At 73.8% G+C, this 13,841-nt stretch carries 14 protein-coding genes; 8 read left to right on the forward strand and 6 right to left on the reverse strand.

The window, feature by feature from the left end:
• The first annotated feature begins 29 nt into the window (after positions 1 to 29).
• Together ITX44_RS21505 and ITX44_RS21510 are read left to right on the forward strand one after the other, a co-directional pair.
• A complete protein-coding gene (locus ITX44_RS21505) occupies positions 30 to 725 on the forward strand; it encodes an alpha/beta fold hydrolase (protein WP_205358918.1) in 696 nt (231 codons plus the stop codon).
• Positions 726 to 991: 266 nt separating this feature from the next.
• Positions 992 to 1,915, forward strand: a complete 924-nt coding sequence (locus ITX44_RS21510; protein ID WP_236061191.1) for a L,D-transpeptidase family protein — start codon at positions 992 to 994, stop codon at positions 1,913 to 1,915.
• A gap of 79 nt (positions 1,916 to 1,994) precedes the next feature.
• On the opposite strand, the gene ITX44_RS21515 is transcribed toward ITX44_RS21510, so the two are convergent.
• The 3 genes from ITX44_RS21515 to ITX44_RS21525 form a co-directional block, all read right to left on the reverse strand.
• A complete protein-coding gene (locus tag ITX44_RS21515; protein WP_307795412.1) occupies positions 1,995 to 3,089 on the reverse strand; it encodes a phosphatidylinositol-specific phospholipase C domain-containing protein in 1,095 nt (364 codons plus the stop codon).
• Positions 3,090 to 3,543: 454 nt separating this feature from the next.
• Positions 3,544 to 3,867 carry an AzlD domain-containing protein gene (locus ITX44_RS21520; RefSeq protein WP_205358919.1) on the reverse strand — a complete coding sequence of 108 codons (324 nt, stop codon included), beginning with the start codon at positions 3,865 to 3,867 and terminating at the stop codon, positions 3,544 to 3,546.
• A gap of 4 nt (positions 3,868 to 3,871) precedes the next feature.
• Positions 3,872 to 4,711: an AzlC family ABC transporter permease gene (locus tag ITX44_RS21525; protein ID WP_205358920.1), complete on the reverse strand. Its 840-nt coding sequence runs from the start codon at positions 4,709 to 4,711 to the stop codon at positions 3,872 to 3,874.
• A gap of 155 nt (positions 4,712 to 4,866) precedes the next feature.
• Between ITX44_RS21525 and ITX44_RS21530 the strand changes: the two genes are divergently transcribed.
• The 4 genes from ITX44_RS21530 (at position 4,867) to alc (ending at position 8,538) form a co-directional block, all read left to right on the forward strand.
• Positions 4,867 to 5,433, forward strand: coding sequence for a helix-turn-helix domain-containing protein (locus ITX44_RS21530; RefSeq protein ID WP_205358921.1), 567 nt, complete (start codon positions 4,867 to 4,869; stop codon positions 5,431 to 5,433).
• The gene (locus ITX44_RS21535) at positions 5,430 to 6,290 is read left to right on the forward strand and encodes a crotonase/enoyl-CoA hydratase family protein (protein WP_205358922.1); all 861 of its coding nucleotides are present in this window, start codon (positions 5,430 to 5,432) and stop codon (positions 6,288 to 6,290) included. Before ITX44_RS21530 ends, ITX44_RS21535 begins: the two co-directional genes overlap by 4 nt.
• 33 nt (positions 6,291 to 6,323) lie before the next feature.
• Positions 6,324 to 7,247 carry a LysR family transcriptional regulator gene (locus tag ITX44_RS21540; RefSeq protein WP_205358923.1) on the forward strand — a complete coding sequence of 308 codons (924 nt, stop codon included), beginning with the start codon at positions 6,324 to 6,326 and terminating at the stop codon, positions 7,245 to 7,247.
• A 157-nt stretch (positions 7,248 to 7,404) separates the two neighbouring features.
• Positions 7,405 to 8,538: an allantoicase gene (alc, locus tag ITX44_RS21545; RefSeq protein WP_205358924.1), complete on the forward strand. Its 1,134-nt coding sequence runs from the start codon at positions 7,405 to 7,407 to the stop codon at positions 8,536 to 8,538.
• Between the two features lie 126 nt (positions 8,539 to 8,664).
• Here the strand turns inward: alc and ITX44_RS21550 are convergent, their stop codons facing one another.
• From ITX44_RS21550 to ITX44_RS21560, 3 genes are all read right to left on the reverse strand, one after another.
• Positions 8,665 to 9,090, reverse strand: coding sequence for an ankyrin repeat domain-containing protein (locus ITX44_RS21550; RefSeq protein ID WP_205358925.1), 426 nt, complete (start codon positions 9,088 to 9,090; stop codon positions 8,665 to 8,667).
• Between the two features lie 9 nt (positions 9,091 to 9,099).
• Positions 9,100 to 9,897 (reverse strand): hypothetical protein, encoded by a 798-nt coding sequence (locus tag ITX44_RS21555; RefSeq protein ID WP_205358926.1) that lies wholly within the window; start codon positions 9,895 to 9,897, stop codon positions 9,100 to 9,102.
• Between the two features lie 63 nt (positions 9,898 to 9,960).
• Positions 9,961 to 10,761 carry a maleylpyruvate isomerase family mycothiol-dependent enzyme gene (locus ITX44_RS21560; protein ID WP_205358927.1) on the reverse strand — a complete coding sequence of 267 codons (801 nt, stop codon included), beginning with the start codon at positions 10,759 to 10,761 and terminating at the stop codon, positions 9,961 to 9,963.
• A gap of 226 nt (positions 10,762 to 10,987) precedes the next feature.
• On the opposite strand from ITX44_RS21560, the gene ITX44_RS21565 reads away from it, so the two are divergent.
• Both ITX44_RS21565 and ITX44_RS21570 read left to right on the forward strand, forming a co-directional pair.
• Entirely contained in the window at positions 10,988 to 13,069 is a 2,082-nt protein-coding gene (locus tag ITX44_RS21565) for a DUF5107 domain-containing protein (RefSeq protein WP_205358928.1), read from the forward strand.
• Between the two features lie 343 nt (positions 13,070 to 13,412).
• Positions 13,413 to 13,838, forward strand: coding sequence for an SseB family protein (locus ITX44_RS21570; protein ID WP_205358929.1), 426 nt, complete (start codon positions 13,413 to 13,415; stop codon positions 13,836 to 13,838).
• Positions 13,839 to 13,841: the final 3 nt, after the last annotated feature.

A 13,841-nucleotide genomic window follows, 5' to 3' on the forward strand; every position in this document is an offset into this window, starting at 1 on the left:
TGTCGTACCCCCTTACTAGGGTGTGCGGCATGGCGACCTACGTACTCGTGCCCGGGGCCGACGGCGCCGCCTCGTACTGGGATCTGGTGGCGCCCCGGCTGCGCGACCGGGGCCACGAGGTGGTCACCCTCGACCTGCCCGGCCAGGACACCGCGACCTTCGACGACTTCGCGGACGCGATCACCGCGGCGATCCTGGCGCTGCCCGGCCTGATACGGCCGCTGGTCGTGGTCGGGCAGTCGCTCGGCGGCTTCTCCGCGCCCCTGGTGTGCGCCCGGCTGGCGGTGGACGGGCTCGTGCTGGTCAACCCGATGGTGCCCAGGCCCGGGGAGAGCGCCGGAGACTGGTGGGCCGACACCGGGCAGGCCGAGGCCCGGCTGCGCCACGCAGAGGAGAGCGGCCGGCACGGCGCCGCCGCGGAGTTCGACGTGCGCACCGACTTCTTCCACGACGTGCCCGCCGAAATCACCGAGCGGATACTCTCCGGGCCCGAGCCCGGCGGGCCGCCGGCCGGCGTCTGGGGACCGCCCTGGCCGCTGGAGAAGTGGCCGGACGTGCCCACCCGTGTGCTCCAGGGGCGGGACGACCGGTTCTTCCCGCTGGAGTTCCAGCGCCGCGTGGTGCGGGACCGGCTCGGCCTGGACGTCGAGGAACTGCCCGGCGGGCACCTGGTGGCGCTCAGCCGGCCGGCCGAACTGACGGAGGCACTGCTCCGGGCGGCCTGACGCGCTCCGGCTCACGGCGGCGCGCCGGGACATCGTACGGGCGTGCGACACGCCACAGTCTGCCGCGGTACGCGGAGGACAGGCTGACGAGGTGTCGGCTCCCCGGAGTACGGCCGTGAGAACAGAACTGCGGAGACAGGACTGCGGACATGGGGCGAGACCGCCTTACCCGAATGGCCGTACACGAATCCGGCGTGTGGGGCGAAACGGACTCCAATGGGGGCTGGTTGAGGCGGGCGGGGCTGCTGTTTGCGAGGATCGACGCGATGACTGCTGCTGCTCTGCCCGACAAGGTGCTCACCGAGCCACGTGACGACGACGACCGTGACGGTGGTGACGATCGCGAGGTCCGCGACGAAGCCGACGATCCGAACGGCCGCGGACGGCACCGGCGCCCCCGCCGTACCCGGCGGCGGACCGCTGCCTTCGCGGCGGCCGGTGCCCTCGGCCTGGTCGCTCTCGGGGCCGGGTACGCGGTGGCCGGCCGGCACTCCGGCGACGCGGCATCGGCCAAGGACGCCGAGCACACGCCGCCGGATCAGGCGAGCCACGCCGCGTCCGTCGCGCAGCCGGCCCCGGCGCACACGAACGACGCGCTGCCCACGGTGATACCGGGCATCGGCCCCAAGACGCTGGCCGCCATCCCCGCCACCACCCGTCAGGTGCTGGTCGCCTCCGGCCGGTCCGCGAACTCCTCGCTGACCACCGTCACCCTGTGGTCCCGTACCGACGACGGCCACTGGAAGGCGGGCCAGGCGTGGCCGGCGCACAACGCCCTGCACGGCTGGACCCGTGATCACCAGGCCGGTGACCTGCACAGTCCCATCGGCGTGTTCACCCTCAGCGACGCGGGCGGCTTCGAGAGCGATCCCGGCTCGGCGCTGCCGTACCACCACTCCTCGAAGTTCCGGGCGGGCGGGGTCGGCTTCGACGGCGAACCGCTGGACGAGGCCTTCGACTACGTCATCGCCATCGACTACAACCGGGTGCCCGGCACCTCGCCGCTGGACGGCACCCAGCCGCTCGGCCCCTCGCGCGGCGGCGGCATCTGGGTGCACGTCGACCACGGCGGCCCCACCCACGGCTGCGTCAGCATCTCGGCCGCCCACATGGTGCAGTTGCTGCGCACCCTGCGCCCGGCCGACCACCCCGTCATCGTGATGGGCGACTCCGCCGCGCTCGCGACATGACCGTCCCCCGGCGGTCAGCGAATCGCCGGGGGACGTCGTGAACGGTCGTGCAACCGAGCAACCGCGCCCGGATGTCGGGTCAGCCGCGCGGTACCACCATCGACTGGACGTCGGGCAGCCCGCGCCAGTCGTTGGACGCCACCGTGGCGTGCGCCTTGGCGAGCTGGGCGACGCGGGCCTGCGCGTCGGCGACGGACGGGTTGGTGTCGTCCAGGGTGGGCGGCACGTTCTGCGAGTCCGTCATGAAGAGCAGGTAGTGGTGGGTGTCGTACCAGCTCGTGTCGATCGAGCCGTTGAGGTACGTGGCCGCGTCACCGTCGAAAGCCACGAACCAGGGGCGCAGCGAGGTGTCGGAGTAGCGGGTGCGCGGGTCGCCGGACTGCGCGTTGTGCACCGAGGGGAAGATGTTGGCCTGTGCGGTCTTGCCCTGGCTGTGCAGGTCGCGCAGGTAGGTCGCGTACTCCTTGTCGGTCCACAGCGAGTCGGTCGGGTTGTTCTCCTCGACCGTGCCGGGGATGATCTCGATGACCACCTTGCCGGCGAGCTGCTGCCGGGTCGGCCAGTTGCCCGCGTTGGCCGCGTCGTCCAGGGTGGCGTACTGGCCGCCGCCGGGCTTGTTGAGCAGGTCGTTCGGCTTGAACACCAGGTTGCCGAGGTGGGCGCTGATCGACTGGTCCAGCTTCGCCGGGCTCATCCCGAGGTTCGCCTGGAAGCCGGCCTTCAGCTCGATCTTCAGGAACAGCGGGCCGTGGCCGGGGTGCGCGCCGAGCCAGACCCGCACGTCGTCCAGGCAGCTCTCCAGGTCCTTGTTGGCGCCGCCGGTGTAGAGGTCGGCCGGCGTGGACGCGTTGACGCAGTTGTTGCCGTTGCTGGTCAGGCTGTCGTGGCTGACCTTCCACTCCTGGGTGAAGAAGTCGTCCCAGACATCGAGTTCGATCATCGAGGTCCCCGTGTCGAGGCCCTGCGCGAGGTAGCTGAAGGAGGCGGGGTCGTACGTGTTGTGCAGGCCCGACGTGGTGGCGCCCGAAAGCGGAAGCGTGTCCGTCCCGGCGGCGCTCGCGGCGGCGGAGCCGCTGCCGGCCCCGGCGACGGTGAACGCCAGGCACGCGGTGAGCGTACCCAGCAGGGCCGTGCGCAGAGTGGCAGAAACCCGGCGGTTCGACTGACCGGTCACTTGTCCTCCAGTGGGGGGTGGCTCTCCGTCCAGGACGGTGACGGCCGCTCATGAATCGACGGAGACATGACACGTAACACGATCTGGATTCCTCCTGTCAGGTCCTCTGTACCGGTCCGCCGCGCTATTCGGTCACCGGACGCGGTGCGCGGCCACCGGGCAAGTGGGACGAGGACGGGAGGAGTCGGCCGGGCCGCCCGCGGGGGATCCCGATACGTGCGGGGTGCCGGCGCTCGGGACCGGTGATCCGTCGGGGCATGGTTGTCCGAGGTCGGGAGGGTGCGGCGGGGACGCCGGGCCGGGGCGGGACATCGTACGGGCAGGGGTGCGCGGCGGTGGACCGCGATCTCGGCCGGTTCCGGTTGCGGTTCCGGTTGCGGCGGCGCGGGGGAGTACGGCTACGGGTCGGGCGCGGCGCCTGGTGCCGGAAGGGCCGCGGGCCGGTGACCGTACGTCAGCTCACGCCGGCCAGCCTCAACAGCGCGGTGGTGGCGGCCGCCGCGACGACGACCACCACGAAGGGGGCCTTGCGCCAGGCACACAGGGCGGCCACGGCCACCCCGGCCGGGCGCGCGGGCCCGGTGAAGGAGTGCGACTCGGTGAGCGAGGAGGTCGCGACCAGGGCGGCCAGCAGGACGACCACGGCGGTGGCCATCAGCCGCTCCACCCGCGGGGACAGGGTGACGCGGGTGCGCAGCACCGGGCCGGCCAGCCGGAAGGCGAAGGTGCCCGCGCCCAGAACAGCGGTGGCCAGGACGAGGGTCGGGGAACTGGTCATGGGGTCACCTGGGTCGAGCGGGTTCGGTGGATTCAGCGGATTCGGTGGATTCGGTGGATTCAGTGGGCTCGGCCGGGTCGGCGGACGCGGTGGGCCCGGCGGTGGCCCGTACGTCGTGCGGGGTGGCGTCCTTGGCGGCGCCCTCGGCCGTAGGTTGCGCGGGAGTCGCCTGGGCGACGCCTGGGCGCAGGGCGGCGAGCATGCCCGCCAGGGCCAGCAGGACGGGCAGGCCGGCCGGCAGGAAGGGGGTGGCGGCCAGTGCGATGGCGGCTCCGGCGGCCGCTGCCGAGCGGGTCGCGGCCGTGTTCAGGGAGGGCAGGAGGAGGGCGAGCAGGACGGCCGGCAGGGCGGCGTCCAGGCCGAAGGAGTCGGTGTTGCCGATCGCGCGGCCCCCGAAGGCGCCGGCCACCACTCCGAGGTTCCAGGCGGCGAAGAGCCCGAGGCCGCAGGTCCAGTACGCGGCCCGGCGCCGTCGCGGCTCCTCCTCGGCGAGGGTGAAGGCCACCGTCTCGTCCACCATCAGGTGGGTCCCGATCAGCCGGCGTACCCACCGCGTGCCCAGGACGTCCCCGACGGTGAATCCGAACGGGACGTGCCGGACGTTGATCAGCAGCCCGGCCGCGACCGCGGCGACCGGATTCCCGCCGGCCCCGACCAGCCCGATGAACAGGAACTGCGACGCCCCGGCGAAGACCACCACCGACAGTAGCGAGGGCAGCCACAGCGGCAGCCCGAGCCCGACCGAGATCGCCCCGAACGACGCGCCGACCAGTCCGTCGGCAGCGCATACCAGCGCGATGTCCCGCGCCAGATCCTTTTCCGGAGTTCGCCATATCGAACGCATCGCCGTCTAGAATGAACACAAGAACGGTCGTTCGTCAAACCGAACGAGCGGATTGATATGCCGAACGAATCCGCCGTACGTGGGTGACGCTCGTACGACACGCAGGCGAAGTGCGAGAATCCGACCACCCAGAGCCGAGACCCGGGAAGCTCCCCATGGCCCCCTCCGAGAGCAGCGGCGCCCCGCTCGCCGCCATCGCCGCCTCCTTGCAGCGCGAGCGCCGCCGCGTCGGCCTCTCCCTCGCCGAGGTCGCGCGCCGTGCCGGTATCGCCAAGTCGACGCTGTCCCAACTGGAGTCCGGCACCGGAAACCCCAGTGTGGAGACGCTCTGGGCGCTGAGCGTCACCCTCGACGTGCCGTTTGCCCAGCTCGTGGAGCCGCCGCGGCCGCGGGTCCAGGTGATCAAGGCCGGCGAGGGGCCGACCTTCACTGCCGAGCGCTCCGACTACGTGGCCACGTTGCTCGCCTCCTGCCCGCCGGGCGCCCGCCGTGACGTCTACCTCGTCTCGTCCCAGCCGGGCACGGTCCGCGCGTCCGACCCGCACTCGCCGGGCCTGATCGAACACGTCGTCCTGAGTACCGGCCGCGCCCTGGTCGGCATCACCGACGAGCCGGTCGAACTCGCCCCCGGCGACTACGTGTCGTACCCCGGCGACCTGCCGCACATATTCCGCGCGCTGGAGCCGGACACCACCGCCGTACTGCTGTCGGAGCACCAGTGAGCGCATCCGTACCACCTGCCGAGCCCGCGGCCGGGGCGGCCGTACCGGAGTCCGGCGCCGTACGCACCGAGCGGAACGGGGACGTGATCACCGTCGTCCTGTCCCGGCCCGCGGTCCGCAACGCGGTGGACGGGCCCACGGCGGCGGCGCTGGCCGACGCCTTCCGGGCGTTCGACGCCGACGCGTCGGCGACGGTCGGGGTGCTGTGGGGGGAGGGCGGGACGTTCTGCGCCGGCGCCGATCTCAAGGCGATCGGCACGGAGCGGGGCAACCGGGTGGCGGAGGACGGCGACGGGCCGATGGGGCCGACCCGGGTGCGGCTGGGCAAGCCGGTGATCGCCGCGATCTCCGGTCACGCGGTGGCCGGCGGCTTGGAGCTGGCGCTGTGGTGCGACCTGCGGGTGGTCGAGGAGGACGTGGTGCTCGGCGTCTTCTGCCGCCGGTGGGGAGTGCCGCTGATCGACGGCGGGACGGTACGGCTGCCGCGGCTGATCGGCGCGGGCCGGGCCATGGACCTGATCCTCACCGGACGGCCGGTCGACGCGGCCGAAGCGTTGGCCATCGGCCTGGTCGACCGGGTCGTCCCGCGCGGCACCGCGCGCGCCGCGGCCGAGCGACTGGCCGCCGAGATCGCCGCTTTCCCGCAGACCTGCGTGCGCCACGACCGCCTCTCCCTCCTCGAGCAGGAAGGCCTGGACGAAGCCGCGGCTCTGGCGGTCGAGCTGGCGCACGGCCGTGTCTCGCTGGCCGAAGCGGCGGAGGGAGCGGCCCGGTTCGCCTCGGGCGCGGGCCGGCACGGCTCCTTCGACGAGGGCCCGGCCGGGCCTGGTCGGGGCTCGTCGGCGGGCGAACCGTAACTCGCGTCGGCGGCAATCGTTTAGCCTGGCTGAATGAAGGACTGGGACCTCAGGAAGCTCCAGATTCTCCGGGCGCTGTACGACACGGGGACGGTCACTGCCGCCGCCGCGGCCCTGCGCATGACGCCGTCGGCGGTGTCCCAGCAACTGTCGGCGCTGTCCAAGCAGATAGGCGCGCCGGTGATCGAGGCCCGGGGGCGCGGGGTACGGCTGACCGGCGCCGCGCATGTGCTGCTGCGGCACGCCGAGATCGTGTTCGCGCAGTTGGAGCGGGCCGGCGCGGAACTGGACGGCTACGCCCGGGGCGACTCGGGCGAGATCCGGGTCGGCACCATCGCCACCGGCATCGCGCGCCTGGTCGTGCCGGCGGCCGCCCTGCTGCGCCGCACCGCGCCGGGCCTCACCGTCGCGGTCCGTGAGGCCGAGGCGGCCGAGGCGTACGACCTGCTGGCGGCCGGCGAGGTGGACCTCGCGGTGTCGCTCGCGGTGGGCGCGCCGACCAGCGGGGATCCGCGGTTCGTGCTCTTCCCGCTGCTCACCGACCCGCTGGACATCGCCCTGCCGCTCGGCCACGCGCTGGCCGCCGCGCCGGGTCTGCGGCTGGCCCAGCTCGCCGGCGAGCCGTGGATCTTCGGCAGCCGGGGCCCGTGGCGCGACATCACCCTCACCGCCTGCGCGGACGCCGGGTTCGTGCCCGCGCAGGCCCATGCCGCCGCCGACTGGCCGGCCATCTTCTCGCTGGTCAGCGCCGGGATGGGGGTCGCGCTGGTGCCGCGCATGGCGACCGGGACGGGGCTGCGGGAGGAGGTCGCGATCCGGGGGCTGGAGGCCGACCGGCCGCGCCGCCGCGTGGTGGCGGCGGTGCGGGGCGGATCGGAGGACGCGCCGCTGGTGCGGCGGGTGATGGGGGCGCTGCGGCAGGCGGCACAGCTCGACCCCTTCGTGCAGGTGGACTGAAAGGTCGCTTCAGAAAGATTCGATGGACGTGAAGGGTGCGGGGAGGTGAGAGTGGAGACATCACGAAGGGGGCGGACCGGGCCGGGCCGTCCGACAGGGACCGATGGGCTGCGGGCGGGCTTCCGCGCGGGGCCCGGCAGGAATGGGGGACGACGTCATGACGACGACCGGACAGACGGGCTTCACCGCGCTGACCTCCTTCACGGGGGACGCGCCGCCGTACGCGGGTGGGGATCCGTACGCCGACTACCGCCGCGGGGACCTGCCGTTCGCCGGGACCGTGGACCTGGCCGACCGGAGACTGGGCGCCGGGGTGATCGCGGCCAATGACGAGTTCTTCGCCCAGCGGGAGAACCTGCTGCTGCCGGGACCCGCGGTCTTCGACCCCGAGCGCTTCGGGCACAAGGGCAAGATCATGGACGGCTGGGAGACCCGCCGGCGGCGCGGCGCCTCGGCACAGGTCCCGCACCCGGCCGCCGACGACCACGACTGGGCGCTGGTACGGCTCGGCGTGCCCGGACTGATCCGCGGCATCGTGTTGGACACCGCCCACTTCCGCGGCAACTACCCGCGGGCGGTCTCGATAGCGGCCACCGCGGCCTCGCCCTCGGCCGCCCCGGAGGAACTGCTGGCCCCAGAGGTGACCTGGACCGAGTTGGTGCCGCGCACCGAGATCGGCGGGCACGCAGAGAACGCCTTCCTGATCCGGGCCGGGCGGCGCTTCACCCACCTGCGGGTCCGCCAGCACCCCGACGGGGGGATCGCCCGGCTGCGGGTGCGCGGCGAGGTTGTCCCCGACCCCGGCTGGCTGGCGGCGCTGGGCACCTTCGACCTGGTCGCCCTGGAACACGGCGGCACCGTCGAGGACGCCTCGGACCGCTTCTACTCACCGCCGGCGCACACCATCCTGCCCGGCCGCTCCCGGCAGATGGACGACGGCTGGGAGACGCGGCGCCGCCGCGACACCGGTCACGACTGGATCCGCTACCGCCTGGCCGAGCAGGGAGTGATCCGGGCTGTCGAGATCGACACGGCCTATCTGAAGGGGAACGCGGCGGGCTGGGCCGCTTTGTGGATACGCGACGGCTCCGCGGGTGAGTGGACCGAGCTGATACCGCGGACCCGGCTCCAGCCGGACACCCTCCACCGCTTCCTGACCGCACCCACGCAGGCCACCCACGCGCGGCTGGAGATATTTCCCGACGGCGGCATATCGCGGCTGCGGCTGCACGGCTCTCTCACCGAGGCCGGCGCGCACCGGCTGGCCGAGCGCACGGCCGCGCTCTCCTGACGGCGGTTCCGGTGGCAGGTCTGGCCGCGGGTCTGGCGGCAGATCCGCCCAAGACGGGTCCAGCGGCGGATCCCGTGGCGGTCGGACCGGGCGGCAGGTGGGCCGCCCGGTGCGGGTGGGGTCCGGTCACTCGACGCCGAACTGCTTGAGCAGGTCCTCCTTGCCGAACATGACGGCGGTGTCGATGGCGCTGGGGGCACCGGCGGCGGGGTCCGCGCCGGCTTCGAGGAGGGCGTCGATGACGTCCTGGGAGCCCTTGAAGACCGCGCCGGCCAGCGGCGTCTGGCCCCGGTCGTTGCCGCGGTCCGGCTCGGCGCCGCGGTCCAGGAGGGCGCGGACGGCGTCGGCGTGACTGTGGTAGGCGGCGAGCATGAGGAGGGTGTCGCCGCGGGCGTTGGTGAGGTTGACGGGCACACCGGCGTCGACGTAGGCGGCGAGCTTGGCGGTGTCGCCCTGCCGGGCGAGGTCGAAGACCTGGGCGGCCAGTTCGAGGACCTCGGGGTCGTGGGCGGGCTCGCCGGCGGCTGCGGGATCGGGCGTGGACTCGGTCATGAGTCCAGCCTAAGCAGAGCAGCGTCCGTTGAAGAAGGAGATCACGACACGCTTCGCGGGACCGTTGCCGACCCGCACGTCCAGGGGCAGGCAGGCCCGGCCGTCCCCGGCGATGAAGAAGCCCCCGGGAAAGGTGGTGGTGGCGGTGGGGCAGCTGTTGAAGGTGACCGCGGGAGCGGGGGTGGTGCCGTAGCCGCCGCCGTACTCCAGGCCGGCCCGGGCCCGCTGCTGGACGCCGACGGTGACGGTGACCGTGGAGTGGGCGTGGACGTCGGGGCCGATCCGGTAGTGCCAGCCGTCTGAGTTGTGGGTGCCGTACACCCGCTGGTCGGCCGTGGCCAGCGCCCGCAGGCCCTTCCAGGTCAGCGGGCCGACGGTCACATCGGTCCTCGGCCCCGAGGGCAGCTTGGGCAGCGTGGGTGAGGGCGAGCCGTGCGGTCCGCCGCCGGCCGCCCAGCCGGAGACGGTGCCGGGCGGCGCTCCGGTGCCGGTGTCGGTGCCTGATCCGGTGTCGGTGGCCGCGCCGGTGGTGGAGCCTGTGCCGGAGGTGGTATCGGAGCCGGGAGTCTTGTCGGTCTGGCCGGGCGGGGTCGGCGGGCGGGTGGTTGCCGGGGCGGAGGTCGCCGGTGGGGACGGGGGGAGGTCCCCGCCGAAGGTGAGGCCGTCGACGCAGTCGACCGGGCGGGGGTGCTCGATGCTGCCCACGGGTGGGGGTGCGGGGGCGGAGTAGGCGGGAGCGGTGGCGGAGACGCTCGAATGGGTGCCGAGAGTGCATCCGGTGAGCAATGCCAGTGCCCCACCCGTCACACCAGCCGCGCGCCACCCTCGACCAGACATGGGCATCACCCCTCTGGCAAGGACGGTACGTCCTCAGCCGAGCGGCGGCCAGACCACCAATTGGCGGACGAGATCGACATCACCCGACACGCGCAGGGCGCCGCTGTCCCAGGGGATGCGGCGGTAGAGAGCGAGGAGGAGTTCACCGGCCGGGCCGGACAGGGTGGCACCCGGCTGCGGGCCGCCACCGGGTGCGCCGCGGTGCGCCGAGGCACCGGTGTCGTCAAGGACGAGGGTCCAGGTGACGCCCTCGTCCGCGATCAGGGCGACGCGGGCGGGGGAGTTGGGCCAGCCGTCCATGGCGGCGAACCCGACGTGCAGGAGTTGGTCGACGGCGTCCACCGCGAGGGCGGGCGGCAGGGGTTCGGGGGTGCCCGCGGCCTCCTGGGCGTCGCGGGCGTGCACGGCCGCTTCCTGCACCTGGTGCCGGGCCACCGCTCCCGCGGTGGAGGGGTGGCCCCAATCGGCCCACCAGGTCCAGCAGTTGGCGTCCGGGCCGGCCAAGCGCAGTGCCTCGATCAGCGCCTGCGTGCACCGGGCCGACCAGGCCATCAGCTCGCCGGGCGGCGGGGGGTCGCCGGCCTCGTCCGCCGGTGGCCGGGACGCCGGGCCGGCGGTCACCGACGCGGCCCAGAACCGCTGGACGCGCGCCATGTGTGCGACCAGGTCCCGTACGGTCCAGTCCGGGCACCCCGGCACCCGGGCGAGCGGGTCCGCCGAACCGGCCGCGAGGCGGAGGGCGGCGGAGCGCTCCTCGATCAGTTCCAGCCGCTCGGCGAACTCCGGGCCCGGGCCGGCGGGCTGCGCGGGGGGCGCAGAGGACGAGGAGGTCATGTTGACCGTTGTACCAGCGCCCACCGACAACGGCCCCGACCTTGACCCGGCCCGCCTGTCCCACGCGTATGCGCCCGTGCCCGTCCGTGCTCATCCGTACCCACCCGTACCTCTGTTCCCTTGCCGTACCTGGGCTGCCCCCTGGTCACGGCGGGCCGAAGGATGTTCGATGGTCAACACAGCGCCGCCGTGGGAGAGGCGGCCCCGCGCGCCAGATGAGGTGGCCTTGGCTACGACCGTGCGACATACCGTTGTGCAGATCCCCGCCGCCCCCCTCGGACCGGAGAACCCGCTGCCCGCGCTGCGTCCGATGGACGAGGTGCACCGGCTGGATCCGGCCGACCGCACGGACCTGCCCGCCGACATGGCCCGGCAGATCGGCTACGCGCCGCTGCGCACCGTACTGCCCGTGCGCGTCCTCGACGGCTACCGGCGGGAGCGCGTCCCGACCGCGCTGGACGCCCTGGTCATCGAGAACGAACGGGTCCGGGCCACCGTCCTGCCGGGCCTGGGTGGCCGGCTGTACTCACTGGTGCACAAGCCCACCGGCCGCGAACTGCTGTACCGGAACCCGGTGTTCCAACCGGCGGCGTTCGGGCTGGCCGGGGCGTGGTTCTCCGGCGGCGTGGAGTGGAACCTCGGCGCCACCGGTCACGCGGCGCACACCTGCGCGCCGTTGCATGCCGCCCGGGTGCCCGCCCCGGACGGCGGCGAGATGCTGCGCCTGTGGGAATGGGAGCGGCTGCGCGACCTGCCCTTCCAGGTGGACCTGTGGCTGCCCGCCGACTCCGACTTCCTCTACGTCGGGGTGCGGGTGCGCAACCCGCACGACCGTACGGTACCGGCCTACTGGTGGTCCAACATCGCCGTGCCCGAGACCCCCGACACCCGGGTGCTGGCCCCCGCCGACGCCGCCTGGCACTTCGGCTACACCGCCACGCTCGGCCACGTGCCGGTCCCGCACGCCGCAGACGGGACCGACGTCACCTACACCACCCGCGCCGAGCACGCCGCCGACTACTTCTTCGACATCCGCGGCGACGACCGCCGCTGGATCGCCGCGCTCGACGGCGACGGCCGGGGCCTGGTCCACACCTCCACTGACACACTGCGCGGCCGCAAGCTGTTCCTGTGGGGCCGGGGCCCGGGCGGGCGCCGCTGGCAGGAGTGGCTGACCGAGCCCGGCACCGGCGGCTACCTGGAGATCCAGGCCGGGCTGGCCCGTACCCAGCTCGAACACATCCCGATGCCGGCCGAGTCGGAGTTCTCCTGGCTGGAGGCGTACGGCCCGCTCGCCGCCGATCCCGCCGCCGTCCACGGCCCCGACTGGTCCGCCGCCCGCGCCGAGGCCGCCGGCCGCCTGGAGACGGCCCTGCCCCGGGCCACCGTCGAGGCGGCCTACGAGACCTGGCTCGCCCACGCCGACAGCGACCCCAAGGACGTCCTGGCCACCGGCTCCGGCTGGGGCGCCCTGGAGGCCGAGCGCGGCCACCACCACCTGCCGGGCACGCCGTTCCCCGCCGACACCCTCGGCGAGCTCCAGAAGCCCTGGCTGGAACTGCTGGTGGCCGGCGTCTTCCCGCGCCCCGCCGCCGACGCCCCGCCCGGCCCCTGCCCGGTCTCGCCCGAGTGGCGCGAACTGCTGGAGAGCGCCGACACCTACCCCGGCAACGAGTGGTTCCGTGACTACCACCTCGGCATCGCCCAGTGGGCGGCGGGCGACCGGGCCCAGGCGGTGCGCAGTTGGCAGCGTTCACTCGCCGCCCACCCCTCGCCCTGGGCGCTGCGCGCCCTCGCCGTCGCCGAGGCCGCCGAGGGCGAGACCGCCCGCGCGGCGCAGCGCTACGTCGAGGCGTACGACAGCCTGCGCGCCGGCTTCCTCGACCGCGACCGCTGGACCGAGGACGCCGCCGCGACCGCCCGCACCGTCCAGCGCGCCCTCACCGTCGAGGCCGTCCCCGTGCTCCTCGAGGCCGCCCGCCCCGCCGACGCCGCCCGCCTCCTCGACCACCCCGCCGCCGGCCGCGACACCCCCCTCGACGACGGCCACCTCCGCCTCCTGCGCGCCCGCACCGCCCTCGCCCAGAACGACCCCACCCGCGCCCGCGCCATCTTCGACCATGGCTTCGAAGTCGCCGACCTCCGCGAGGGCGCCGAATCCCTCAGCGACACCTGGTTCGCCATCGCCGAGGCCCTCCTCTCCCCCCACACCCCACCCGACGACACCCTCCGCACCCAGGCCCGTACCACCCACCCCCTCCCACCCCCCTACGACTTCCGCATGCGCCCCGACCCGGCCCTCTCGTAACCGGCCTGGTCAGGCATGCCCCGTCAGGGGCGCGGGGAACTGCGCGAGCAACCGACGACGGCGGGAAGGTCCGGCAACGACGGGCACCACCCCACCGGGCCGGTAAGGCCCGCCAAGGACGAGGCCGCCCCGCCAGCGGCGCGGGGAACTGCGCGAGCAACCGACCACCGAGGGAAGGTCCGGAAACCGACCGAAACCGCCCCATCGGGACGGTGCGGCCACGTAAAAGAACCCGCAAGGTACCCGCCAATCTGAGCGCCGAGCCGCATGCTCGGCCCCACCTGGGGTACGCGCGGGTTTCAGCCAGTGCACAGTCCGGACCCCGCGAGAGGAACCAGAGGCGATGACCGACATCAACCCCGACGGCGCCCTGCCCCCCGCGCAGCGCGCACTCCACGAGATCGCCCACGGCAGCGAGAACGTCGTCGCGCTGAGCACACTCGCGGTCAGCGAGGTGCTGCTGCCCGTGCCGGGGGTCGACGAGTACCCCGAGAGCATGGGCAGCGGAGCCGAGCTGCCGCGGGAGATCCAGCTTCCGGTCTACGAGCAGGAGGACGGCCGGCAGCTCGTCCCGGTCTTCACCTCCGAGACCCGGATGGCCGAGGCGCTCCCCACCACCCGTCGTTACCGGCTGATCCAGCTCGCCGCCCTCAGCGGCGCCTGGCCGTCGGACGAACTGATCCTGTCCATCGACACCGGCAGCCCGGATGCGCTCAGCATCTCCGGGGAGGGCGTCCGCGCGCTCGCCGGCCTGGTCGGCGGCAACTGACCG

It is taken from the genome of Actinacidiphila acididurans (assembly GCF_016918855.1).
Taxonomy (GTDB): Bacteria; Actinomycetota; Actinomycetes; order Streptomycetales; family Streptomycetaceae; genus Actinacidiphila; species Actinacidiphila acididurans.

What these genes read in the sequence shown, in the direction of transcription:
- ITX44_RS21570 (WP_205358929.1), top strand. Translation starts at nt 13,413, where the DNA reads ATGACCGACATCAACCCCGACGGCGCCCTGCCCCCCGCGCAGCGCGCA.
- ITX44_RS21520 (WP_205358919.1), bottom strand. Translation starts at nt 3,867, where the DNA reads ATGACCAGTTCCCCGACCCTCGTCCTGGCCACCGCTGTTCTGGGCGCG.
- ITX44_RS21530 (WP_205358921.1), top strand. Translation starts at nt 4,867, where the DNA reads ATGGCCCCCTCCGAGAGCAGCGGCGCCCCGCTCGCCGCCATCGCCGCC.
- ITX44_RS21560 (WP_205358927.1), bottom strand. Translation starts at nt 10,761, where the DNA reads ATGACCTCCTCGTCCTCTGCGCCCCCCGCGCAGCCCGCCGGCCCGGGC.
- ITX44_RS21505 (WP_205358918.1), top strand. Translation starts at nt 30, where the DNA reads ATGGCGACCTACGTACTCGTGCCCGGGGCCGACGGCGCCGCCTCGTAC.
- ITX44_RS21550 (WP_205358925.1), bottom strand. Translation starts at nt 9,090, where the DNA reads ATGACCGAGTCCACGCCCGATCCCGCAGCCGCCGGCGAGCCCGCCCAC.
- alc (WP_205358924.1), top strand. Translation starts at nt 7,405, where the DNA reads ATGACGACGACCGGACAGACGGGCTTCACCGCGCTGACCTCCTTCACG.
- ITX44_RS21510 (WP_236061191.1), top strand. Translation starts at nt 992, where the DNA reads ATGACTGCTGCTGCTCTGCCCGACAAGGTGCTCACCGAGCCACGTGAC.
- ITX44_RS21540 (WP_205358923.1), top strand. Translation starts at nt 6,324, where the DNA reads ATGAAGGACTGGGACCTCAGGAAGCTCCAGATTCTCCGGGCGCTGTAC.
- ITX44_RS21525 (WP_205358920.1), bottom strand. Translation starts at nt 4,711, where the DNA reads ATGCGTTCGATATGGCGAACTCCGGAAAAGGATCTGGCGCGGGACATC.